This is a genomic window from Vreelandella sp. F11 (genome assembly GCF_042466685.1).
GTDB lineage: Bacteria > Pseudomonadota > Gammaproteobacteria > Pseudomonadales > Halomonadaceae > Vreelandella.
On the sequence record NZ_CP170448.1, the window covers coordinates 3,965,332 to 3,989,891 of the forward strand.

Annotated in this window: 20 protein-coding genes; 7 read left to right on the forward strand and 13 right to left on the reverse strand. The window is 56.5% G+C overall.

Features of this window, described 5'->3' with window-relative positions:
- Positions 1-88 precede the first annotated feature (88 nt).
- Together ACFIOZ_RS18175 and ACFIOZ_RS18180 are read right to left on the reverse strand one after the other, a co-directional pair.
- Positions 89-1,126, reverse strand: coding sequence for an ABC transporter permease (locus tag ACFIOZ_RS18175; RefSeq protein WP_386080196.1), 1,038 nt, complete (start codon positions 1,124-1,126; stop codon positions 89-91).
- A complete protein-coding gene (locus ACFIOZ_RS18180; protein ID WP_386080198.1) occupies positions 1,119-2,630 on the reverse strand; it encodes a sugar ABC transporter ATP-binding protein in 1,512 nt (503 codons plus the stop codon). The genes ACFIOZ_RS18175 and ACFIOZ_RS18180 overlap by 8 nt, the downstream gene beginning before the upstream one ends.
- A 210-nt stretch (positions 2,631-2,840) precedes the next feature.
- Between ACFIOZ_RS18180 and ACFIOZ_RS18185 the strand changes: the two genes are divergently transcribed.
- Complete coding sequence (locus ACFIOZ_RS18185; RefSeq protein ID WP_386080200.1) at positions 2,841-4,067, forward strand: ROK family protein; 1,227 nt, start codon at positions 2,841-2,843, stop codon at positions 4,065-4,067.
- A 40-nt stretch (positions 4,068-4,107) separates the two neighbouring features.
- Here ACFIOZ_RS18185 and ACFIOZ_RS18190 read toward each other — a convergent pair whose 3' ends face one another.
- From ACFIOZ_RS18190 to ACFIOZ_RS18210, 5 genes are all read right to left on the reverse strand, one after another.
- Entirely contained in the window at positions 4,108-5,853 is a 1,746-nt protein-coding gene (locus tag ACFIOZ_RS18190) for an IlvD/Edd family dehydratase (RefSeq protein WP_386080202.1), read from the reverse strand.
- 63 nt (positions 5,854-5,916) lie between these two features.
- Positions 5,917-6,927 carry an L-arabinose ABC transporter permease AraH gene (gene araH, locus ACFIOZ_RS18195; protein ID WP_386080203.1) on the reverse strand — a complete coding sequence of 337 codons (1,011 nt, stop codon included), beginning with the start codon at positions 6,925-6,927 and terminating at the stop codon, positions 5,917-5,919.
- Positions 6,928-6,981: 54 nt separating this feature from the next.
- A complete protein-coding gene (gene araG / locus ACFIOZ_RS18200) occupies positions 6,982-8,475 on the reverse strand; it encodes an L-arabinose ABC transporter ATP-binding protein AraG (RefSeq protein ID WP_386080205.1) in 1,494 nt (497 codons plus the stop codon).
- A 71-nt stretch (positions 8,476-8,546) separates the two neighbouring features.
- Entirely contained in the window at positions 8,547-9,542 is a 996-nt protein-coding gene (locus ACFIOZ_RS18205; protein ID WP_386080207.1) for an arabinose ABC transporter substrate-binding protein, read from the reverse strand.
- A 114-nt stretch (positions 9,543-9,656) separates the two neighbouring features.
- On the reverse strand, positions 9,657-10,886 hold the full coding sequence (locus ACFIOZ_RS18210; RefSeq protein WP_386080208.1) for an aldose epimerase family protein: 1,230 nt from the start codon (positions 10,884-10,886) through the stop codon (positions 9,657-9,659).
- A gap of 183 nt (positions 10,887-11,069) precedes the next feature.
- On the opposite strand from ACFIOZ_RS18210, the gene ACFIOZ_RS18215 reads away from it, so the two are divergent.
- From ACFIOZ_RS18215 to ACFIOZ_RS18240, 6 genes are all read left to right on the forward strand, one after another.
- Positions 11,070-12,011 (forward strand): LysR substrate-binding domain-containing protein, encoded by a 942-nt coding sequence (locus ACFIOZ_RS18215; protein WP_386080209.1) that lies wholly within the window; start codon positions 11,070-11,072, stop codon positions 12,009-12,011.
- A gap of 277 nt (positions 12,012-12,288) precedes the next feature.
- On the forward strand, positions 12,289-13,308 hold the full coding sequence (locus ACFIOZ_RS18220; RefSeq protein ID WP_386080210.1) for a TRAP transporter substrate-binding protein: 1,020 nt from the start codon (positions 12,289-12,291) through the stop codon (positions 13,306-13,308).
- Between the two features lie 81 nt (positions 13,309-13,389).
- The gene (locus ACFIOZ_RS18225) at positions 13,390-13,995 is read left to right on the forward strand and encodes a TRAP transporter small permease subunit (protein ID WP_386080212.1); all 606 of its coding nucleotides are present in this window, start codon (positions 13,390-13,392) and stop codon (positions 13,993-13,995) included.
- Positions 13,995-15,296 (forward strand): TRAP transporter large permease, encoded by a 1,302-nt coding sequence (locus tag ACFIOZ_RS18230; protein ID WP_386080214.1) that lies wholly within the window; start codon positions 13,995-13,997, stop codon positions 15,294-15,296. The genes ACFIOZ_RS18225 and ACFIOZ_RS18230 overlap by 1 nt, the downstream gene beginning before the upstream one ends.
- Before the next feature lie 34 nt (positions 15,297-15,330).
- The gene (gene araD1 / locus ACFIOZ_RS18235) at positions 15,331-16,317 is read left to right on the forward strand and encodes an AraD1 family protein (RefSeq protein WP_386080215.1); all 987 of its coding nucleotides are present in this window, start codon (positions 15,331-15,333) and stop codon (positions 16,315-16,317) included.
- 31 nt (positions 16,318-16,348) lie between these two features.
- On the forward strand, positions 16,349-17,923 hold the full coding sequence (locus ACFIOZ_RS18240; RefSeq protein ID WP_386080217.1) for an aldehyde dehydrogenase (NADP(+)): 1,575 nt from the start codon (positions 16,349-16,351) through the stop codon (positions 17,921-17,923).
- A 226-nt stretch (positions 17,924-18,149) separates the two neighbouring features.
- On the opposite strand, the gene ACFIOZ_RS18245 is transcribed toward ACFIOZ_RS18240, so the two are convergent.
- The 6 genes from ACFIOZ_RS18245 to ACFIOZ_RS18270 all read right to left on the reverse strand — a co-directional run bounded on the left by ACFIOZ_RS18245 (position 18,150) and on the right by ACFIOZ_RS18270 (position 24,483).
- On the reverse strand, positions 18,150-19,655 hold the full coding sequence (locus tag ACFIOZ_RS18245) for a tripartite tricarboxylate transporter permease (RefSeq protein ID WP_386080218.1): 1,506 nt from the start codon (positions 19,653-19,655) through the stop codon (positions 18,150-18,152).
- Positions 19,643-20,140, reverse strand: coding sequence for a tripartite tricarboxylate transporter TctB family protein (locus tag ACFIOZ_RS18250; RefSeq protein WP_386080219.1), 498 nt, complete (start codon positions 20,138-20,140; stop codon positions 19,643-19,645). The genes ACFIOZ_RS18245 and ACFIOZ_RS18250 overlap by 13 nt, the downstream gene beginning before the upstream one ends.
- A 9-nt stretch (positions 20,141-20,149) precedes the next feature.
- On the reverse strand, positions 20,150-21,136 hold the full coding sequence (locus ACFIOZ_RS18255) for a tripartite tricarboxylate transporter substrate binding protein (protein WP_386080221.1): 987 nt from the start codon (positions 21,134-21,136) through the stop codon (positions 20,150-20,152).
- Positions 21,137-21,232: 96 nt separating this feature from the next.
- A complete protein-coding gene (locus tag ACFIOZ_RS18260; RefSeq protein ID WP_386080223.1) occupies positions 21,233-22,030 on the reverse strand; it encodes an HpcH/HpaI aldolase family protein in 798 nt (265 codons plus the stop codon).
- 203 nt (positions 22,031-22,233) lie between these two features.
- The gene (locus tag ACFIOZ_RS18265) at positions 22,234-23,160 is read right to left on the reverse strand and encodes a tripartite tricarboxylate transporter substrate binding protein (protein ID WP_386080224.1); all 927 of its coding nucleotides are present in this window, start codon (positions 23,158-23,160) and stop codon (positions 22,234-22,236) included.
- 189 nt (positions 23,161-23,349) lie between these two features.
- On the reverse strand, positions 23,350-24,483 hold the full coding sequence (locus ACFIOZ_RS18270) for an iron-containing alcohol dehydrogenase (RefSeq protein WP_386080226.1): 1,134 nt from the start codon (positions 24,481-24,483) through the stop codon (positions 23,350-23,352).
- Positions 24,484-24,560 lie beyond the last annotated feature (77 nt).

The window sequence follows — 24,560 nt, forward strand, 5'->3', positions numbered from 1 at the left end:
TGTTTTGCTGTTTGTCATTGCTGTGTTGCGAGTTACTAAGGGTTGATACTGCGGACGTTTCCTAGGTTTTTACATTCGTTTCAGTGCCTTAAGGCGCTGCTTTTCGCCACGACGCACGCTGCAGGTAGACCGCCACAATAATGATGATCCCTTGCACCGTACCGTTGAGATAATTAGAGATAGCGTCGGTCAAATTGAGAATATTGCCGATCATGGTGAGCATGATGGCGCCTACCACCGTGCCCCAGATGCGCCCGTGGCCGCCCTTGAGCATGGTGCCACCGATGATCACCGCGGCAATTGCCTCTAACTCCCAGAGCACCCCGGTAGCCCCTGAAGCAGAGCCCAGCCGAGGCACATAGATAATCGTCGCCAACGCCACGCACACGCCCTGCAGCATGTAGGTCATGGTCTTGATACGATCCACGTGAATGGCGCTATATTCGGCGACTTTTTCATTGGAGCCGATGGCAAAGCAGTAGCGTCCGAAGCGGGTGTAGTTGAGGAGGATATAGCCAATAATGGCGACCGCCAGAAACACCCAAACCGGAATGGTGATGCCTAGAAAGCTGCCGTAATAGACCGGGCGATAGATATCGCGCACCGCCCAATCCAGTGTCAGGGTGCCGCCATCGGCGAGGTAAGTGACCAACGAGCGGTAAATCCCCATGGTGCCAAGGGTGACGATAAAGGCTTCGATTTTGCCTTTGGTGGTCACCATGCCGTTGATAAAACCAGCGCACAGCCCGAGTAGCAGTGAGGCGCCCACGCCGAACAGCACGGTGGTCAGCCCCGCGCCAAACTGCTCCACAAGGCTGTTCATCAGAATGATCATTACCCCGGCAATAAAGGCCGCCATTGCCCCGACCGAAAGATCCAACCCGCCGGCGGTAATCACAAAGGTAGCGCCGATGGCGATAATGCCGATAAAGGCACTGCGGGTAAGCATGTTCGAGAGATTGTCCAGCCCCAGAAAAGCCGGATTAATCAGCACACCCAGCAGTGCCAGGGCAAGCAGCGCGACGAAAGGCCCCCAGGTTTTAAGGTCTATTTTAAGGGCTATGGAGAAGCCCTTTTTCTGAGTGGTTGGGTTAGCTGCTTTATTCGTAGTTTTGTTATTAGCCATAACGCTGCTCATCGACCCCTACTCCCTTAATACCGGATGCGTACTGCATGATTTCGTGCTCATTAATCTGCTCGCCTTCAAGCACCCCGGTGAGTACCCCCGCGCACATCACCGCTACCCGGTGGGAAAGCCCAATCAGCTCGCCCATCTCTGAAGAGATCAAGATTACCGAGCAGCCTGCTTCGGTCAGTTCATGGATAAAGTGATAGATCTGGTGCTTGGTGCCCACATCGATGCCCCGGGTCGGCTCGTTGATAATCACGATTTCGGGGTCGATGGACATTACCTTGGCGAGTAGCAGCTTCTGCTGGTTACCACCGGAGAGCTCGGCGGCAGTGCGCACCGCCGTTCGCAGGCGGATATCAAAACGCTGGATAGCCTGCTGGAAGGCCTGCTCTTCACGGCGGCGGTCAATCAGCGGGTGGCAGTGAGCGCGTAAATTGAGCAGGGTAACGTTAGAGCGCAGATCCATATTGAGCACCAGGCCTTTGCCTTTACGATCCTCCGTCAAATAGGCAATCTGCTGATGCACCGCATCACGCAGGTGGCGCAGCTCCACCGGCTGACCGTTGCGCAGTACTTGGCCTGCGCTTTTGCCGCGAAGGCCCAGCACCGCTTCGATCAGCGCGGTGCGTCCGGCGCCCACGATGCCGCCAAATCCCAACACTTCGCCCCGCCGTAGGGTAAAGCTGGCCAGCTTCACGGCACCGGGCACCACGAAGTCCCGCGCTTCCAGTACCGCCGGCGCATCCTCAGCCAGCTGTGTACGCGGTGGGTACATCTCAGTAATCTCACGCCCCACCATCAGCCGCGCCAGCTCCTCTTTGCTGCGCCCGGCCATGGGGCCGCTATCGACCAAATGGCCGTCGCGCAATACCGTCACGCAGTCGGCAATCTGCTCAATTTCACGCAGTTTGTGGGAGATATACAGAATTGCCACGCCCCGCTGGCGCAAACGGTCAATGAGTGCGAACAGCACCTTCACTTCGTTTTCGGTCAGGGTGGCAGTAGGTTCATCCATAATCAGCACGCGCACGTCGCGTGTGATGGCCTTGGCGATTTCTACCATCTGCTGGTCAGAGGTGCTCAAATCCTTCACCCGAGCGCGAGGATCCACGTGGGTTTCAAGCTCCGCCAGTGCAGCCCGGCTGCGTTCCCGCATGGCACGCCGATCCAGGAAAAGCCCACGCCGCAGCTCGCGACCCAGGAAAATGTTCTCCTCCACGCTTAGCTGCTCCGCCAGCGCTAGCTCCTGGTGGATCATGACCACCCCGTCGGCTTCCGCCTCGCCGCTAGAGCGGTAGTATCGTTGTTCGCCGTCGAGAAGCACCTCACCCGAGGTAGGCCGAAGATACCCAGCAAGAATTTTTACCAGCGTCGATTTACCGGCGCCGTTCTCACCCAGCAGGGCGTGCACTTCCCCCGCCTGCAGGTCGAGATCAACGTCGAATAACACTTGGTTGTCACCAAAGGAGCGGCAGAGTTTGCGCGCTGATAACAGCATGGGGCCACCTGAAAATGTCTGTTGTTATTGTGTGGGGCTTATCAGCATCGATTGCGTTAGGATGATGCTTGATTTACTTTAGGCGCTAAAATAAATACTTGCATATGCAACTTAGGTCGTATTTTGACAATCGCGTTAACGCCCCAGGATGAGTGCGCAAGACAATTGGCATGACAGCCTTTTTTCAACACGAACTATAACGGCGACCCTATGGCCCTTCCGTCGACTGATACCAGCCGCCTCGACAACACCCTCGCGGTGATCCGCACTCTGCGTGACCAAGGACCGGTGGCGCGCATCGACCTGGGGGCAATCAATGGCATTAGCTCTGCCACCGTCACCTCGATCAGCGCCGAGTTACTCCAGCAGGGATTGATCACTGAACGCCCGCCTGAAGCCCCCCGCCCCAACGGGCGCGGTCGACCAAAAACCTTGATTGGACTCGACCCCACTGCCGCCTGCGTGGTGTGTATCAAGCTGTCGATCAATGAGATCCAGTTGGTAGTGGGCGATTTTGCGGGCCAGATACACCATAGCGAGCACCATGCAGTGAACACCTTGACGTTGAGCGCCGACGATCTGGAAGCACTGCTGGAGGAGAAGATCAGCGCTGTTTGCACTCAACAGTTGACGGGGTTTCAGCGCTTGGCGGGGATCTGTTTGGCGGTACAGGGGGTGGTGTCGTCGCAAAGCGGTACGATCATCTGGTCACCCGCTTTAAGCTTTCGTAACGCCCCGATATCGGCGCGATTAGCGGAGCGCTTTCACTGCAGCGTGCTGCTCGAGAATGATGCCAACTGTATCGCCAGCGTGCTGGCGGCTCAGCCCGCCTATGCAGACTGCCCCAACTTAGTGGTGATTATGCTGGGCTACGGTATCGGCATGTCGGTGTTGATTAACGGCGTGCCTTATCTCGGCGCCAATGGCTCGGCAGCCGAGTTTGGGCATAGCAAATATCAGCCCGACGGCGCCCTTTGCGCCTGCGGGCGACGGGGGTGCATTGAAGCTTACACCAGTGACTACGCGCTCTATCGCGCCGCCGCCGAGCACCTAGAACTCCCCTCCGGCGATAGCGCACACCCCTCTGAGCAGCAGATGCAGGCGCTAACCCAGCTTGCGTTACAAGGAGACCCGGTGGCTCAGGAAATCTATGCAGAGGCAGGCCGCGCACTGGGGATCGGTATCGCCAATGTGCTGGCGCTGTTCAACCCCGATTTAGTGCTCATTACCGGTTCCGGCATACGCGGCTTTGACGCTATGCAGACCGCCATGCATGGCGCCATCGACGAAGCCCTAGTGGCCGAACTAATGGGCTCCACCCGCATCGAAAGCTGCGCCTGGGATCGCGACATGACCTGCATGGGCGGTATCGCGATAGCGCTGAACGCCACCGATGGCGAGACGCTGCTCGAAAGCCAAACTGCTAGAGAAGCTTAACCAAGCTTGGGGCGAATAATCATTAGCACCGGGTAACCAATCAGTGCGAATGACGCGGCACATCAGCGCCTCGGCAGCCGACCAGAAAGTCGAAGTCGCAGCCTTCGTCTGCTTGGAGTACACGCTCGATGTACAACTGACGGTAGCCGCCCTGGCTGGCGATCAGCGTTGAGGCGGCGGTGGGGTCGCTTTCCGCCAGACGCGACGCCAGCTCTTCATCGCTGACCTCCAAATGCAGTCGACCACTTTCGCAGTCAAGTTCAATCCAGTCACCGTTACGCACCGCGGCCAGCGGGCCACCAGCGGCGGCTTCCGGGGCGACGTGCAGCACCACGGTGCCGTAGGCAGTGCCGCTCATGCGCGCATCAGAAATGCGCACCATATCGGTAATCCCCTGGGCGAGGATTTTGGGCGGCAGGCCCATATTGCCTACCTCCGCCATACCGTGATAACCGCGGGGGCCACAGTGTTTCATCACCAGAACATCGTTGGCTTCCACGTCCAGGTCTGGGTCGTTGATGCGTGCTTTGTAGTCGTCAAAGTCCTCGAATACCACCGCTCGGCCGCGGTGCTGCATCAGCTCCGCCGTCGCCGCCGAGGGCTTAAGCACCGCACCGTTGGGGGCCAGGTTGCCGCGCACCACGCAGATACCGCCATCCGCGGTGAGCGGATTATCCAGCGGACGGATCACCTCGTCGTTATACAGCGGGGCGTCTTGGACGTTTTCCCAAAGTGTTTTGCCGTTGACAGTTAAGGCGTTCTTGAAGGGCAGCCGGTCGGCCTCGCCCAGGCGCCTGAGTACCGCGGGCAGCCCTCCAGCGTAGTAGAACTCCTCCATTAGAAAACGTCCCGAGGGCTGCAGATCCACCACCGTCGGGGTGCCGCGGCCTACCCGGCTCCAGTCGTCCAGGGTGAGGTCCACACCGATGCGCCCGGCAATCGCCTTAAGGTGGATCACCGCGTTGGTGGAGCCGCCGATAGCGGCGTTGGTGCGGATGGCGTTATCGAAGGCTTCCTTGGTGAGGATTTTGGAGAGTCGCAGGTCTTCATTGACCATCTCGACGATCCGGTTACCCGAAAGGTGGGCCAGCACGTAGCGGCGGGAGTCCACCGCAGGAATCGCCGCATTGTGCGGCAGCGAGGTGCCTAGCGATTCGGCCATGCAGGCCATGGTGGAGGCGGTGCCCATGGTGTTGCAGGTGCCCGCGGAGCGGGACATGCCCGCTTCGGCGGCCATAAAGTCGTGGAGTGATATTTCACCGGCTTTGACCTGCTCGGAGAGCTTCCACACCACGGTGCCGGAACCAATATCCTTGCCCTTGTGCTTGCCGTTGAGCATCGGCCCGCCGGTGACCACGATGGTGGGAATATCACAGCTCGCCGCGCCCATCAGTAGCGCCGGGGTGGTCTTGTCGCAGCCCACCAGCAGCACTACGGCATCGATGGGATTGCCGCGAATGGCCTCCTCCACGTCCATGCTCGCCAGGTTACGGGTGAACATCGCGGTGGGGCGCAGGTTGGATTCACCGTTGGAGAACACTGGGAACTCCACCGGGTAGCCACCCGCCTCCAATACGCCCTGTTTCACGTGCTCCGCCAGCTTGCGGAAATGCGCATTGCAGGGCGTCAACTCCGACCAGGTGTTGCAGATACCGATAATCGGCTTGCCCTGAAACTCATGGTCAGGAATACCCTGGTTTTTCATCCAACTGCGGTACATAAAGCCGTTTTTATCGGCGGTGCCGAACCACTGGGCAGAGCGTAATGGGCGCTGGCGATCAGACATAACAAAGCCTCCGTACAAATCGGAAAAAAGTAGCAAACAAATAAAGGAGTAACGCTTTAAGCGTTAGGCTCGTTGACGGCGGGTCTGTTTCCAGCGGTCAAACATCACCGCCAGCAGCAGAATCGCGCCACGCACCAGGTATTGGTAAAAAGTGGGGACGTTAAGCAGCCCCATAGCATTCTGCACGCAGCCCATAATCAGCACCCCGACCACCACGCCGGTAATGGTGGCCACGCCACCGGATAGCGCCACGCCACCCAGTACACAGGCAGAAATGACCGCCAGCTCCAGGCCCATGGAGGTATTGGGGTCACCCAGCCCCATCCGCGAAGCCAGCAGTACACCTACGACCCCTGCCACTACGCCCTGGAGGCCAAAAACAATAATCTTTAGGCGGCGGACATTAACCCCGGCCAGAGCGGCGGCTTCCGAGTTACCGCCGGTAGCCAAAACGTTGCGCCCAAAGGCGGTCATATTGAGTATCACGCCAAAGATCACAAAGCAGGCCAGCATCGTCCATACCGGCAGGGTTAGGCCGAGGAAGGAGGCGCTGCCCAGATCAAAGAAGCCCGGCACGGTAATCATCACCGCGTCGCCGCCGGAGGTGATGTAGGCCAGACCGCGCACAAACTCCATTGCCGCAAGAGTGGCTATTAAAGAGTTAATGCCAAACTTGGCAATCACCAGGCCATTAAAGGCACCCACCGCGCCCCCGGCGACAATGCCTCCTATCACGCCGATAAAGACGCTACCGGTACTGGAGGTCACCACCGCTGCAACCACCCCTGCGAAGGCCACCGTGGAGGCCACCGATAGATCCACCTCCCCCAGGGCCAGCACCAGCATCATGGTGGTGGCCAAACTGCCGATCAGGGTGATCGAGAGCAACAGCCCGACCATATTGCGGCCGGTCAGAAAATCAGGGATGAGTACCGCTAGAGCGATAAACAGGAGCAGAAAAATCGCGATCAGTCCCGAGGTATCCAGCAGCGTGCGCAGCGGTTTTATCAGTCCCTGGCGCCCCGCTGGGCGGGCAGGTGTCGTCTCACCTTGGGTTGCGTTGTTCGTTGTCATGGTGTTTGTCCTGAGCTTCTTCTTTTAAGAGCCAATAGCGTGTAAAAAACTGACTTAGGCGGGTAGTGCCAGCCCCAGTAGACGTTCCGGCGTAGCCGACTCCCGCGACACTACTTCCACCAGTTCCCCGTCGCGCATCACGGCGATGCGGTCACAGATGGAGCTGACTTCCGCCAGATCACTGGAGATCACCACCACGCTTTTGCCCTGTTCCGCTAGGTCGTAGAGCAGCGAGTAAATATCTCGGCGTGCGCCTACATCAATCCCTCGGGTCGGCTCGTCCATCACGAACAGGTCAATCTCTTCAGCGAGCCAGCGGGCCAGAATCACTTTCTGCTGATTGCCCCCGGAGAGCTTGCCAATCGGCGTTCGCGGGCCGGGAGTTTTAACGCTGAGTTGCTGGATATAGGCTTCGGCATTGCGCCGTTCGCGACCGGGGTGGCGGAAAACGCCCCAACGTTTAAAAAAGCGCCGACAGCTAATATTGAGGTTGTCGGCCACGCTGGCCACCGGAAAGATCCCCTGAGACTTGCGATCCTCCGGGCACATGGCAATACCGGCACGAATTGCCTCACCCGGGCTTTTAAAGTGCCGAGACTTGCCGTTAAAGGTCACGCTGCCGGCTTTGGGTGATTCGACGCCGCAGACCAAACGCAGCAACTCACTACGCCCGGCGCCCACCAAACCAAACAGCCCAAAAACCTCACCGCGTTTCACTGAAAAACTCACCGGGGCTTTTAAGCCGCGCCCCTGAATCCCCTCTACGTTCAAGACAGTTTCACCCTGCTCACGCGCCCGGTAGCCGTAAACATCGTCGATATCGCGGCCGACCATTTCACTGACTAACAGGTCATGGTTCAGCTCAGACATGTCCTCATGGGTACGGATGTGCTGCCCGTCGCGGAAGATGGTGACCGCGTCGCACATCTCGAATACTTCCTCCATACGGTGGGTCACGTAGAGCACCACGCGCCCCTCGTCGCGCAGACGTTGGACGATGCGCTTTAGCTGACGAATCTCCTGAATGGAGAGGCTGCTGGTAGGTTCGTCAAAAGCGATCACCTTGGCGTCGCGCAGCAGCGCACGGCCAATCTCAATCATCTGCTGCTGGCCGATGGAGAGCTCGCGCACCTTGGTTGAGGGGTGGATCTCCCCCTCGCCAAGATCAGCCAGAATCGCCAAAGCCTTTTGCTTTAACTCGCGGCGATTAACAAACCCCTGCCGCGTAGGCAGTTGGCCCAGCAGCAGGTTTTCAGCCACCGACATATTGGGCGAGAGCGTCAACTCCTGGTAGATAATCGCGATGCCTTCCCGCAGCGCCTCCCGGGCGTTGCTGAAGACGTGGCGCTGACCATCAATCCACAGTGCGCCTTCGGCGACACGGTTAACGCCACTGAGCACCTTGAGCAGGGTGGACTTACCCGCGCCGTTCTCGCCCATTAACGCATGCACTTCACCGGCGTGGGCGGCAAAGCTCACCCCATCCAGCGCGCGCACCCCGGGGAACACGACGCTAATTCCGTCGAACCGTAAATAAGCATCAGACATGCTTGAATACTCCGCAGATGGCCTGTAACAGCGAGCCCGTTACAGGCCTCTTTTATTGCCAACCAAGCGCTTTATAGACCGAGCGCTGCGCGTACTTCTTCCCAGTTGTCGCGCGTCATTAACGTGCCGGAGGTTTCGGTGTTGGCGGGAGGCTCTTGATCCTCGCTAATCCAGCGGTAGAGGTCTTCGGCGGTCTGACGGCCGTGCATGGTGGAACTGACCGCTACCGTGCCGTGAAAGCCAGTGGGGTTATCCCGAGAAAACTCGGCAAAGGCGGCGCCGGAGCCATTGATACCCACGCCGATCACATCTTCCGGCGCTAAGCCATACTGCTCGGTAGCCCTAACACCACCCAGCACGCTCTCTTCGTTAAGGGCATAGATCACCCAGTGCTCATAATCGCCACGCTGGGAAAGCACCGGCGATGCGGCGGAGAAAGCCCCGCTGGTATCAGTGCTCTGCTGGGGCGCATCAAAAATATTGTCTTCCGGGAAGCCTGCCGCTAACAGCGCCTCGGTGGCGCCATCGGTACGCTCAACGGCGGTAGGTAGTTCGTTGTTGGTGATGCGCAATGCGGCCACCTCTTCGGGGTTCCAACCACGGGCTTCCATTTCGGCGGCAATGGCTTCGCCAACTTGTCGGCCAATCTTGGTGCCCGACATCCCCAGGTGCGGCACGCCCTCCATGGGTTCACCGCTGGAGTTAACAAACTGGTCGTCCACAGTGACTACTTTCATACCGTACTGGTTGGCACGGTTCATGATTGCGGGCCCCAAACGCACATCCGGCGGGCAAATCACAAAGCCTTCGGCACCCTGGGCATAAAGGTTATCAATGGCGCTGAGTACCTCCTGACCATCCTCACCGCCGAGGCGCACCACTTCGAAGCCGAGCTCTTCGCCTACCTCGGTAGCAGCCTGCTGTTCGTTAATGAACCATGCCTGCTCGGGCTTTTTAACGATAAAGCCGATCTTCACTTCGTCTTCCTGGGCCTGTACGGTTCCCAGTGAGGCCAGCATAATCGCGCTGCCGAGAGCTAAACGGGCAAATGTCTTAGTCAATCTCATTGTTATACTCCTACGATTTTTAGCGCTGTTTTGATTGCTACTTCAGCTTTTATTGCTATTTCAGCTTTTATTCCCAAACCACAGGGAGTTAAGAACCGGTGTTAAGAACCAGGCTTACGAACCCATATCTTGTTGCGCTGAGAAACGGTAAACCGTGCGCGAACGATAGGTGTCACCGGGTTCTAAAATGGTGCTGGGAAATGCCCCTTGGTTGGGTGAATCGGGATAGTGCTGGGTTTCCAGCGCAAAGCCAGAGCGGTGCCCGTAGGCTTGGCCCTGTTTGCCGGTCAGATCACCGTTAAGGAAGTTGCCGGAATAGAACTGTATCGCGGGCTCAGTGGTGGTGATCTCCACCATGCGGCCACTCTCGGGCTCCCACACCTTGGCAGCCAGCACCAGTTCATCCGCTGACGCGTTATCCCGGGCCAGCACAAAGTTGTGGTCGTAACCGCCGCCAAAACCGAGCTGCTCGTTCTCCTGATCAATCCGCTCGCCAATCGTCGTCGCCTGGGTAAAGTCGAACGGTGTGCCGTCTACCGAGCGAATCTCGCCGGTGGGAATGAGGCTGTCGTTAACCGGGGTAAATTCAGGGGCGTTGATCATTAGCAGATGATCGAGAATGGTGTCACTACCTTCGCCCTTTAGATTGAAATAGCTATGTTGGGTGAGGTTGATGGGTGTGGCCTTATCGGTCACGGCCAGGTAATCGACCATAAGCTCGTCGTTATCGGTCAACGTATAGGTCACCTCGGTCTCTAATCTACCGGGGTAGCCCTCTTCGCCATCCTCGCTGGTATAGCGCAATACCAAACCAGAGCCTGCTTCGTTTTCAAATGGTTCGGCTTGCCACAGCACTTTATCGAACCCTTGATCGCCGCCGTGAAGATGATTGCTGCCATCATTGGTGGCCAGTGAATAGCTTTCACCATCAAGGGAGAACTGGCCATTCGCAATACGATTGCCGTAACGCCCAATGATGGCGCCGAAATAGGGATTTGCCTGGTGATACTCATCAGAGAGATACGCTTCCAAAGAGTCGAAACCCAGCGCGATATCGTCAAATTCGCCATCCACGTTGGGGGTCTTCAGCGACAGGATGATGCCGCCGTAGTTGGTCACCCGCAGTTCGATGCCGTTGGCGTTGGTAAATTGATAGACATCGACCTGACGGCCATCGGGCAAGTGGCCAAATACCGATGTCTGTATTCCGCTATCGGCACCACTGCCCGCTTCGGTGTCAGAACTACTCTGAGCTTGCGCAGCGTTTGCCAACAGCGCTGCGACAATGGCAGCGAACATCAGTGGCGAACCCTTTTGTAATCGTTGGCTATACATGAGAGGCATGAGCTTCCTCCTGGAGGCGTACTTTATGTTGCTAGCTTATTGTTGTTAGGTCGGTGCAGTTAACTTAGGGCGTTATCACCGATACAGAGACTACAGTAGCCATGTCTGGCATAACCAACCAATATACAAATACCTCACTATCGATATACTTCTTAGTATCAATAACAACTCAAGGCTTATTCTATGGGCGTTCTCGGTGAGAACTGGTTTTTAGACGTGCGACTAAAGTTGCGCCATTTTCAGCTATTTTTAGCGCTGGATGAGCAGCGCAACCTGCATCGCGCTGCGGCCCAGCTCAATATGAGCCAGCCCGCCGCATCAAAACTGCTCAGCGATCTGGAAGCCAATCTGGGTATTCGCCTGTTTGATCGCCACCCCCGGGGGCTAACGCCTAACTGGTACGGCGAGATTATGATCCGCCACGCCCACAGCATGCTTTCAGCGCTACGTCATACCGGTGAGGAGTTGAGCGCCCTCGGCGAAGGCAATGCGGGCACGGTAGCAGTCGGTACGGTAATGGCTCCGGCGGTCACACTGCTTACCAGCGCGATTGAGCGGGTGCACCGCGACCGGCCGGGGTTAAAAATCAGCGTGGATGTGGATGTCAGCAAGGTGCTGGTGCCGCGTCTGCTCGAAGGCGAGTTGGATTTCGCGATTACCCGTATTCCCGCAGGCGTCGATGCCGAGCATTTCGTATTTGAAGAAATCGGTGAGGAGGAACTTTGCTTTGTATGCCGCCAAGGGCATCCATTATCCTTTAAGAAAACGCTGAACCTTGCGGATATGACGAGCTACCCCTGGTCGCTGCAGCCTGCCGGTGCGCTGATGCGCCAGCGGGTGGATAGCCTGTTTTTACACCATCAGGTCGCGCCGCCCCGCCAGATCATTGACACCGCCGATCTGCTGCTCTCGCTGGCACTGGTGGATAAATCCGACACCATTACGGTGACCACACGGGAAGCCGCTGATCTACTCTGCCCGCCGCAACGTTTTCATCTTCTGCCCTTCAGCGAGACGCTAAGTGTTCAACCCTACGGACTGGTGAGCTTGCGCCACCAACGCCTTTCTCCCGGTGCCGCCGCGTTAATGAGCACCCTGCGCGACATCATTGCCCAGTCCAATTAACGCATTGTTATTAAGGCATTGTTTTAGTTCGATGGCGGCTGACGAGCTGATCGAAAGCATGATTTCTTAACCAAATGCGCAAAAGAGTAAACTCCCCCGCCAACCCCATGACCATACAAAAGTATATGTTGAACAATTACTCTTAATGTTCAACATTACCTTCCCGCATGGTTAATTGCTCCGTTGCATCACCATGTTCACTGCGATGTTCATAACAACGTCCTCCACACCGCTTTTCACAACGTTTTTCACAACAATAACCTTGAGGAATAGTGCCATGCTCAAATCCAAGTACAGCTTTCTACTCACTGGCTCAGCACTGCTGCTAGGCCTTTCAACGGCCCAGGCGGCCGAGTATGAATGGAAATTTCAGGCTTCAGAAACCTCGGGCGAACCCAGCTTTAAGATCAAGCAGGAGTGGGCCGAGCGAATCACGGCGATGACCGATGGTCGCGTCGAGATCGAGGTAATGCCGATTAACTCCGTGGTGGGCCCGACCGAAACGTTGACCGCCGTGAGCTCCGGGATTCTGCAGGGTCATATGACCGACCCTAGCTACTTCTCTGGCCAGGATCCCGCTTTTGGCATGCTCGGCAACCTTGTCGGCGCTTGGCAGAACCCCTACGACTTCCTGGAGTACATGAAGTACGGCGGCGGTGAAGAGCTCTACAACGAACTGGTCGAGCCCTACGGCGCGCATTTGATCAGCGCAGCTACCTTCCCGCTGGAGTCGGTGCCTTCTACGGTGCCCATCGAATCCATCGCCGATTTTGAAGGGCTAAAGATTCGCGCCCCCCAAGGCATGGTCTACAACATCTTCGAGCGCATTGGTGCCACGCCAGTTAACCTGCCAGGCTCTGAGGTGTATACCGGGCTGGAAAAAGGCGTGATCGACGCTGCGGACTCCACGGTACTCTCGAATAACGACGCCATGGGCCTGCACGCTTTCGCCCCCTACCCGCTCTACCCTGGCTTTCACTCCATGCCCATGATCGCCGTATCGATCAATAAAGACATCTGGGATGGCCTGCCCGAGGAGCTACAGACAACCCTAAATACCGCCTTTGACGGCATGGCCTACGACCTAATTGCCCGCCTCAAGGAGCAGGATATCGAGACCCTGCAACGGCTTCAGGATGACCCCGACGTGCACCCCTTCGACCTGCCTGCAGAGGAGCGCCGTAAGTTCCGCGCCGCGGCTGAGCAAGAGTGGCAAGAGTGGGCCGGAAGAAATGAGATGACCCAGAAGATTTATGACTCGGCGACCGCCTTTTTGCGCTCGCGCAATCTGCTTTAACTTTTTGCTCTCAACTAGGCCTTATTAACCTAACCAGCGCATCGCTCGGGAGCCCCCGAGCGATGCGCGTAGAGTCGCGCCATGTCTCAAAAAACACCTGACAATCAATACCGCTCTCCTCCTACCCACGACCTTCCCGAGATTCTCGAAACGGTTGAGGAGATAGCCCCTGAACGCAATGCCTTAGACCGCTTGATTGCACGGGGTGGTCGTGCCGTTTCCTGGCTGGTGCTGGTGGCAATGGGGATCAGCGTCGTCGAGGTCTTTATGCGCTACGGTTTCAACAACCCCACCTCCTGGGTACACGAAACCGTAGTGTTTCTGATCGCGGTTATCTTTGTGCTGGGCGGCCCAGCGGCCATGGCGCGCAATAGCCATATCCGCGTCAAGGTGCTCTACGACAGTGCCGGGCCCAGGCTGAAGTGCTGGATGGATCGTTTCAACGACCTGCTTACTCTGATTTTCTGCCTGACGATGAGCTATGCCGCTTTTCATATGTTCTGGGGAGCGTCGCATAACCCGCTCGGCGAGTGGTCGCTGGAGCGCTCCGGCACCTCCTGGAACCCGCCCTTTCCCGCTATGGTCAAGGGCATGATTCTGTTCGCCCTGGTGTTGATGACCCTGCAAGCCTCATTGCATCTGTGGCAGTCGCTCAAGGCGAAGCCCCGCACCGAGGAGGCGCGCTGATGGATATTTCAACCGCTACGATCCTCATGGTAGGGGCAATTTTCGCGCTGCTGGTCACCGGTCTGCCGCTGGCGTTTATCACCGGTTTGGTGGCCATGGCCTTCACCTTCGGCTGGTTCGGCGAGGCGGCACTGCCACTGGTCACCAGCCGTGTCTACGGGTTTATCACCGAGTATTCGCTGGTGGCAGTGCCCATGTTCGTATTGATGGCGTCACTGCTGGATCGCTCCGGCATCGCCAAGGATCTGTTCAACGCCATGCGCGTTTTTGCTGGCCGCCTGCCGGGTGGCGTGGCGGTGCAGACCATCGTAGTGGCGTTTTTCCTGGCCGCCCTTTCGGGCATTATCGGCGGGGAGATCGTGCTACTGGGGATTCTGGCGCTGCCGCAAATGCTCCGCCTGGGCTACGACAAGCGCCTCTCCATTGGCGTGGTATGCGCTGGGGGCGCCCTGGGCACCATGATGCCGCCGTCCATCGTGTTGATTATCTATGGCCTGATCGCCAGTGTATCGATTGCCGACCTGTTCGCTGCTGCCGTTACCCCAGCCATCATCCTGATGGGCTCCTATATCGCCTACGTGCTGGTGCGCTGCCTGAAGAATCCCGCGCTGGGCCCGCCGCTGGATAAAGACACTCAGGACAATCCTTTTGCCAGTAAGCTGGACGCCGTTAAAGCCATTCTGCTACCAGGGCTAATTGCCTTTCTCGTGCTGGGCACGATCTACGGCGGCATCGCTTCGGTCACCGAGGCCGCAGCCATGGGCGTCTTCGGCGTACTGCTCGCCACCATTGTGCGTGGCGAGTTCACCCCCAGCATGCTGCACCATAGCTTGGGTCAGACCATGAACACCTGTGGCATGATCATCTGGATCGGCATCGGTGCCGCCGCCCTAGTAGGCGTCTACAACCTGATGGGGGGCAACCGCTTTGTGTCGAGTTTGATTCTCGGGCTCGACGTCGCGCCGATTGTAATTATCCTGGTAATGATGGCGATTATGCTGGTATTGGGGCTATTTCTCGACTGGATCGGGATCGCCATGCTGGCCCTGCCGATCTTTCTGCCCATCGTTATTCAACTCGGTTTCGACCCCATCTGGTTTGGCATCCTGTTCGCCGTGAATATGCAGGTGTCGTTCCTGTCACCGCCCTTCGGGCCCGCCGCCTTCTACCTTAAAAGCGTGGCACCGCCGGATATCAGCCTGAAGGATATCTACCTCTCTGTACTACCCTTTATGGCCATTCAGCTGTGCATACTCGCGGCGCTATTGATCTGGCCGCAACTGGCCATTTGGCCACTCTGATAACGTCTAAACTGGGCTTCATAAGGAGATCACCATGCGCCTGATTCAATGTGACCACGACGGCCAGGTTCGCGCCGCGCTGGTCGAGAGCGAAGAGCAGGTCAGACTGCTCGACGGCGACACCTACACCCTGGCCAGCCGGGCGATTAGCGCCGGTAAGCCGCTCAGCGAGATAGTGACGGAAGCGCTAACCGACACCCGCCTTGATTACCAAGCGCTGGTCGACGCCAAGCGCCTGCTGCCACCGCTGACGCATAGCGACCCGGCCCACTGCCTGGTGACCGGCACTGGCCTCACTCACCTGGGCAGTGCCGATACCCGCTCGGCGATGCACGCCAAAGCGCAAGCGGCTGAAGAGGATATGACCGACTCCATGCGCATGTTCAAGCTGGGCGTGGAGGGCGGCAAACCCGACGCAGGCCGGCCAGGCGCTCAGCCGGAGTGGTTCTACAAGGGCGATGGCCAGTGCGTAGTGGCACCGGAAGCCGAGATCCCCTCCCCCGCCTTTGCTGAAGATGCAGGCGAGGAGCCTGAGCTGGCAGGGCTTTATGTGATTGGCAACGATGGCCAACCCTGGCGCGTCGGCTATGCTTTGGGTAACGAGTTCTCTGACCACGTCACCGAGCGCTTCAACTACCTCTGGCTAGCTCACTCAAAGCTACGCGCCTGCAGCTTTGGGCCCGAGCTATTGATTGGCGAGCTGCCCGCGCACTTGGAGGGCACCAGCCGTATCCAGCGCAGTGGCGAAGCGGTTTGGGAGAAGCCCTTTCTCACCGGCGAGGCCAATATGGCCCACAGCCTAGCTAACCTGGAGTATCACCACTTCAAATACCCAGGCTTCCGTCGCCCCGGCGATGTGCATGTGCACTTTTTCGGCACCGCAACGCTGAGCTTCGCCGACGGCATTAAGGTGCGCGAAGGCGATCGTTTTGAGATCCAGATCAGCGAGTTTGGTCGCGCCCTGCGCAACCCGCTCCGGGTGGAAGCAGACGCACCGGCCATCAGCGTGAAACCGCTTTAACACCTGAATTTTTACACCAACAGGAGGTTGTATGACTCTGGAAGGCAAACTACTCATCGGCCAGCAGGCCATCAGCGGCCAACAGGCCAACATTAATGCAGTGAATCCCGCCACCGGCGAAACACTTGCACCCGCCTACCCTGGCGGCAGCAAGGCCGAGGTCGAGCAAGCCTGTGAACTTGCCGAAGCGGCGTACGCCACTTACCGCGAAACGTCGCTTGAAGAGCGCGCTGTATTCCTCGAAACCATCGCCGCCGAGATCGAAGGGATCGGTGATGAGTTGATTGAGCGCGCCATGGCCGAAACCGGCCTACCGCGCCCGCGCTTAGAGGGCGAACGCGGCCGCACCTGCGGTCAGCTACGCTTGTTCGCCAACGTGGTAAGGGCCGGCGAGTGGCTCGATGTGCGTATCGATCCCGCCCTGCCTGATCGTGAACCCCTGCCCCGCGCCGATCTGCGCCAGCGGCATATTGCCCTGGGCCCGGTGGCCGTGTTTGGCGCCAGCAACTTCCCACTCGCCTTCAGCGTGGCCGGTGGTGATACCGCATCGGCACTGGCCGCAGGCTGCCCGGTGGTCGTTAAGGGCCACTCCGCCCACCCCGGCACCTCCGAGTTAGTAGGCCGTGCTATTCAACGCGCCGTTGCCAAGTGCGAGCTGCCTGAGGGTGTTTTCTCACTACTGTTTGGCTCGGGCCGCGAAATCGGGCAGGCGCTGGTGGCTGACCCGCGTATTCAAGCAGTGGGTTTCACCGGTTCACGCAGCGGCGGCACCGCCCTCATGGCAACTGCCCAAGCGCGGCCGCAGCCGATCCCGGTCTATGCCGAGATGAGTTCCATCAACCCGGTGTTCCTGCTGTCGGAAGCGCTCAAAACTCGTGGCAAAGCCATCGCTGAAGGCTTTGTTGGCTCACTCAACATGGGTGCTGGGCAGTTCTGCACCAACCCCGGGCTGGTGATTGCGGTTCAGGGCCCAGAGCTGGATGCCTTTGTTGAAGCGGCCGGAGAAGCGGTTAAAGGCAGCGCAGCCCAGACCATGCTGACACCGGGCATTCACGACGCTTACCAGCAGGGTGTTGACCGACTCGCCCACCACGCCAACGTCACCGAAGTGGCTCGTGGCCAAGCCGGTGAAACGGCTAACCCTTGCCAAGCAGGACTGTTCGTTACCCAGGCCGAGGCGTTCCTCAACGAGCCCGCCCTCCAAGAAGAAGTGTTTGGTTCGACGTCGCTGGTCATCGCCTGTACTGACGCCCAGGAAGTGGCGAAGGTGGCTGCCCAGCTCGAAGGTCAGCTCACCATTACGCTACAGATGGATGACGGCGATTTGGCGACCGCCAAGCAGCTGCTGCCCACCCTGGAGCGCAAAGCGGGGCGCATTCTGGCCAACGGCTGGCCAACCGGGGTGGAAGTGTGCCACGCCATGGTGCACGGCGGCCCTTACCCTGCAACGTCGGACTCCCGCACGACCTCGGTGGGCAGTGCGGCGATTTTCCGCTTCCTGCGCCCGGTGTGCTACCAGGCGCTGCCGGAAGGGTTACTGCCCGAGGCGATCCGCGACGGTAACCCCTATGGGGTATCACGCCTGGTCGATGGCAAGCGTGAATAAACATCGTTTTGAAGGTCATGCCGCCAGCTTTGAGATAGTGCTGACACCGAACCCTTAGTAATTCAAACGCAGCGAGGATCCCATACTTCGTTGCGTTTTTTTGTACCTAGCTGATATGCCGCTAAGCCACTGCTCCCTTGCTTGGCGACTTGCATCCTACTTGTTCGAACAGTTCGATGGGGTATTCAGTCCACAGTCCTGACACTTGAATGCCCCTCAAAGCTCATTACGCCGAAGAGTGCTGAGACTTTGTCTGCAGGTAACGATACGCTTTGATCAGAAGCGGTGAACACCACAGGAGTATCACGGCGATACCCAGGCCTGCACTGATCGGACGTGCAAAGAAGCTCGTCAGATCTCCCCCTGTACGCAGCATTGCGCTCATAAAGTTGTTCTCGACCACGGATCCTAGCACCAGCCCCAGTATGGCCGGCGCCATGGGGAAGTCATTGACTGCCAGAACATAGGCTACTAGTCCTACAATCAACATCAGCCAGACATCGACGATACTGTTGTTGATGGCAAAGGCGCCTACCACACAAAAACAGAGTATAACCGGCATAAGTATTCGACTGGGCGTGAGGATAAAGAGCTTGGAAAGCCGAATCGCAATGTATCCGATAGGCAGCATCATCAGGTTGGCCAGGATGAACACGATGAACAGCGCGTAGATCAAGCCACTGCCATCCATAAAGATAGTCGGACCGGGGTTCATTCCCTTCATGTACAAAACGCCAATAACGATAGCCGTAATGGAATCACCTGGGATGCCGAACACAAGCGCAGGTACCCATGCACCGCTGATACCCGAGTTATTGGCGGAACTAGCATCCACGATGCCTTCGATATTACCCGTACCATATTTCTCTTTTTCCTTGGATCGTCCCTTACCCACGCCGTAGGAGATCCAGGCCGCGATATCGGCTCCCGCGCCGGGCAATGCCCCAATCAGTGTACCTATCGAGCTGCCACGCACCATGTTGCGCCAGTAACGCTTCATGTGACCAGGCACGTTGTGAAACACGCTGTCCTGATCGACAACGCTGATGGTCTTTTTCTCGGACTTGGAGCCGTAATAGCTCATCAGTTCATTGAGTGCGAACATGCCGATCATGACCGGAATGAAGTTGATGCCCGCCATTAGATCGGGCACGCCGAAGGTGAAACGCGGCGCGCCGCTCATCATGTCCAGACCGACCGTCGATAGCAAAATGCCAAAGAGCAGCGATAGAAAAGCTTTTATTCGGGAGCCGACGGAGATGAATATTGAGCAGCTCAACCCCAGTATTGCCAGCCAGAAGTATTCAAAGGCACTGAATTGCAACGCGACTTCAGCAAGCGACTGCGCCACCACGATCAAGACGAGAGTGCCGAAAATACCGCCAAAGACAGAGCAGGCAAGGTTGATGCCCAACGCCTCGCGTGCCCTTCCCTTCTTGGCTAGTGCATACGATTCCCCGACATAGGCAGCAGAGGCAGGTGTACCGGGTATGTTCAGGTAAGTACCGGGTATATCGCCAGCAAAGATCGCCATGGCCGACGTTGTGACAATGGCGGCGATGGCGGGAATGGTGTCCATATAGAATGTCAAAGGCACCAGTAGGGCAACGGCCATCGTTGCCGTAAGCCCCGGCACGGCACCAACAAATATGCCGAAAAGCGACGCCAGCAAGATGACCAACAGGGTCTCAAAATTCAAAACCAGGCCGACTCCATTCATCAGAATATCCATGGCAGACGTCCCTCTAGAAGAACTCCTTGCGGCAATGGAATAAGCAAGTAGTGTGAAAAAATGAAATAGATCGCTAGAGCCACTAGTAACGAGGCAACTAGCGCCACCCAGGGGACAGTTTTTCTCATGATCATCAGGACAAACATGATGACCGCCATCGTAATCATCGCACCCAGGTAGCCGCTGGCGAAGATGTAAAAGACAATGGCGATGGGCGGTAGCAGCATTGCCAAACCGGATTTTCCTGAGGAGGGCTCTTTCAGGGTAGTGGCCTCCGTCGATGCTTGTGGAGCCAACACCCTTTTTCTATTCCATAATGTATTTGCCGCCAGGAGCGCACCCCCGAGACAAAATCCCGCTCCAACAATTGAAGGGAAAAGCGAGGGCCCATACTGAAGGCTGGGTAGCGTCGGAAATTTCTGGGCCGTGACGATCGTTGCGATCCCGGCAATAACAAACGCTAACCCGGTAAACAAATCCCTCATGGTCACTCCTTAGTTAGCCAAGCCAACTTGTTCGACGATTTCGCCTAGCACCGTATCCATCTCTTGCATCAGCTGGCCGAACTCTTCCGCGTTACGCCACACGGTTCCAAACCCTCGCTGTTCCATGAAATCCTGGTACGTGTCACTTTGATAAGCAGCCTCGAGCGCTGACTCAAGCGTTGCGACAACCTCTGCGTCCATTCCTTGAGGACCAACGATTCCTCGCCACGCACCGACTTGGTAGTCACTACCCACAAGTTCGTTGGTAGTAGGAATATCTGGGAAGGCTGAAAGACGCTCTGGGGCCATGACGGCAAAGCTTTTTACACGTCCCGCCTCAATCATCGAACGAGCCTCAGGCACCGACGTAGAAACAATATCAATCCCTCCAGATGCCAACTCTGTCATCGCGGGCGCCGAGCCTTCGCTGGGGATCCAGATAACCTGATCGGCAGGAATATCCTGATCCATCAAAAAGCCCGCAAAGGCGAGATGCCAGATGCCACCCTGCCCGGTTCCCGACGCGGTGAGGCTGCCTTTAGGCTCAGTACGAATGGCTTCCATCATCGCATTAAGACTTTCAAACGCTCCGTCGGTGGCTACCTGGATGCCGGGAGAGTCGTAGTTGATTTGCGCGATGGGGGTAAGATCTTCGTACGTCAGATCCGTCAACCCCAGCCAGTGCATGGTATTGACCTCGACGGTGGCCAAGCCGATGGTATAGCCATCAGGTGCCGCGTTGAGCATGGCGGTATGGCCCACGACACCACTACCGCCGGTGCGATTCACCACGTTGACGTTTTGCCCCAATTGCTCTTCCAAGGCCCGAGCAATGGTGCGTGCCGTTGCATCCGTTCCCCCGCCGGCAGCCCAGGGCACGATCAAGGTAAGAGGACGTTCGGGGTAATCGGCAAAAGCCGAGGTAGACACTAACGCGATTATCGCTGTCAAAAGCGAGTAACGAAGGATTTGGAATCTGGCACTGATCTTGTTCATGATGAAAATCCTTAAATATTTACCGTCTGTTTAGTTGTTCTTGTCACACGTTTTTCATACTTACGGCATCAATATCCGCCCAGCCAAATAACAGGCTTAATAAGTTCTTGATGGGCGCTCAGCGGGCTGCTCCTTGTATCGGCCAATGGTGGCAAGTGCTCCTTGTCGAAGCAGGCTGATATCGATTCCGACGGCAATAAACTGGCAGCCAAGCTTCTGGTAGCGGCGGGCGTCCTCTTCGACCGGTGCTAAAATTCCTACCGGTTTGCCCGCGTCGAGTGCCGTTCGAATGATCCTTTCGATGGCGCGTTGAACGTTGGGATGGGTCGGATTTCCGGGATAGCCCATTCCAACCGAAAGATCTGCTGGCCCAATAAACACGGCGTCTACACCTTCGGTTGCTGTGATAGCCTCTACCTGATCGACGCCTTTGGGGGACTCCACCTGGACGATCAGGCAAAGGGACTCATGTGCTTTGTTCAAGTAGTCGTCCACGCCATCCCAGCGTGTAGCACGCACGACCCCACCGCCAACGCCGCGTATCCCGTGCGGAGGATAGCGGGTTGCCCGCACCAGCGCGGCCGCCTGATCACCGCTCTCCACCATCGGTATCATCAGCGTTTGTGCACCGATGTCGAGCAACTGCTTGATCAGCGCCGGATCCTGATTAACGCTACGAACCACCGGCGCCGTCGAATAAGGGGCTACCGCCTGTAGCTGGGCCAGGATGGAAGGGAGCGTGTTAGGTGCATGCTCACCATCGATCAATAACCAATCGAATCCTGTGCTGGCAACGATTTCGGTGGCGTAACCCGTGGCAAATCCGGCCCAGCAGCCCCACATCGGGGCTTGCTGGGTCAACGCCTGCTTGAATGTGTTGGTAGGTACCTGCATCCTTTGGCTCCTCTAGAGACGTGGACGGTTATTCACTCCTGCACCTGACAGTCAATAGCGATGACTCACACCATAGACCCAGGCAACACAGTCACTGACCGTTACCGCTAAAACCAACTTCTCTTTAGTGCGATCGCGTTACGGTCAGTGACTTTCGAGCGGGTCTCTCTTTCCCCGACAGGCAAGAGAAGAGAGCAAGCCTATTAGTTAGCCAGCCCCACCTGTTCGACGATTTCACCGAAAACGTCGTCCATATCTTGCATAAGCTGGCCAAACTCTTCAGCGTTGCGCCATTCAGTACCAAAACCTTGCTGATTCATGAACTCCTGATACGTATCACTGTTGTAGGCGGCTTCAAGGGCTGATTCGAGCGTTGCCACCACGTCCGGATCCATACCTTGAGGACCGGCGATTCCGCGCCACTCACCTACTTGATAGCTACTGCCGATTACTTCATTAGTGGTGGGCACATCAGGAAAGCTGGGGATACGCTCTGGAGACATTACCGCAAAGCTCTTAACGCGACCGGCCTCGATCATTGAGCGGGCTTCAGGCACCGAGCTTGGTACAATATCAATCCCCCCAGAAACCAGCTCAGTCATCGCTGGTGCTGCTCCTTCACTAGGAATCCAAGTCACTTGGTCGGCGGGAATACCTTGATCCATCAAAAAGCCAGCAAAAGCTAGATGCCACACACCGCCTTGGCCAGTACCCGAAGCAGTAAACGTGCCTTTAGGCTCAGAGCGTATCGCTTCAAGGAGCTCTTCAAGGGTTTCATAAGGGGAGTCTGCTGCTACCTGTATGCCTGGAAAGTCATAGTTGATTTGAGCAATAGGCGTAAAGTCTTCATACGTAAGGTTCGTTAAACCCAACCAATGCATCATGTTAACTTCGCCAGTAGCCAAGCCAATCGTATAACCATCCGGCTCAGCATTAATCATGGCGGTATGACCAACAACGCCACTGCCCCCTGTTCGGTTGACAACATTGACGTTCTGCCCCAGCTCTTCTTCCAGAGCACGAGCGATAGTTCGCGCCGTCGCATCAGTGCCACCACCAGCAGCCCAAGGCACAATCAACGTAAGGGGGCGTTCAGGGTAATCCGCAAGGGCAGAGCCAGACGCTGTCATAACAGCTGCTGCTATACTTGAAGCAAAAATAGTTTTAAGGGAATGGTTTGTAATTATCATATTCATTTTCCTTTAGTAATGTATTGCTTACAATTGATTATCTTTTTTTGAACTGCATGCTTTATTACTTTACGTTTTTCTTATCAAAAGCCTCCTTTACGCACTATTAAGTGGACAGAACTCTATTTATCAGAAAGCTTCTTTGAGCATGTTATAAAAGTCTTCCTTAGAGGGCGCGCGCGGATTGGTCGCCGTGGAATGATCTTCCAATGCCCACTGAGCTAGTTGATCCAAGTGCTCTTCCATGACGCCCATTTCGCTCAAGCTAGCAGGCATTCCCAATTTCACATTGAGCTTTTCAAATGCTTCAGCTAAATCGTCGCTAGGATTGAGACCCATCGCGTCTTTGAGGCAAGCATATTTTTCCTCACAGCCGGGGTGGTTAAACCTTAGAACAGTCGGCATCAACACAGCATTGAGCGTACCGTGATGAAGTTTTAGTTCGTGCAGGCCGCCTAATGCATGAGATAAGGAGTGCACTGCTCCCAGCCCTTTCTGAAAAGCCATGGCGCCTTCAAGGGCCGCCATCATCATTTCATTTCTCGCCGTTAAGTTTTCGCCGTTTTCAACTGCCTCTACTAGATGTTTGCTAGCGCGCGTCAGCCCATCCAAAGCAATCGCTTCAGCCGGAGGATTCACTTTGGGGCTTAAAAAGGTTTCAACGCAGTGAGCAATCGCATCCATACCCGTGGCGGCGGTCAAAAAAGGTGGTAGACCTAGCGTCAAACGAGGGTCACAAATAGCGACCGAAGGAATCAGGTAAGGAGAGAGAAAGCCAAGTTTGCGGTTGTCTTTCATGGTAATCAATGAGGCTCTTCCCACCTCACTACCGGTTCCTGCCGTTGTCGGTATTGCTATTAATGGCAGCACATCGGCTTTAATTTTTGTTACGCCGCCTTCAATCGCAGCGTATTGGCGTAACGGCCCAGGATGATTAAAAAGTAAGGCGACCGCTTTAGCTAAATCAATGCTGGAACCACCGCCAACGGCAATAATGCCGTCACATTTGCTTTCACGCAGGTAAGTAAGCGCTTGCTCCACCGCTACTTCCGTAGGGTTGGACGGCGTATCATCGAACACACATGCGCCATCATCAAGCTGAGCAGACTCAATAACGTGTGTGATAAGAGGGGTAGCACTGAGCCCCTTATCAGTCACAAACAACGGTCGTTTTATCTTCAGCAATTGCAGCTCATTGGCTAATTCAGCAATAGTGCTTTCACCGAACTGAATTTTTGTTAAATAATTGATTATGTGGGGCATTGTCATTTCTCATTATTGTTTTGCTCGTGAACCCAGCAATCTCTTCACTCAAGGTGTCATACAGTATGACTGCATTA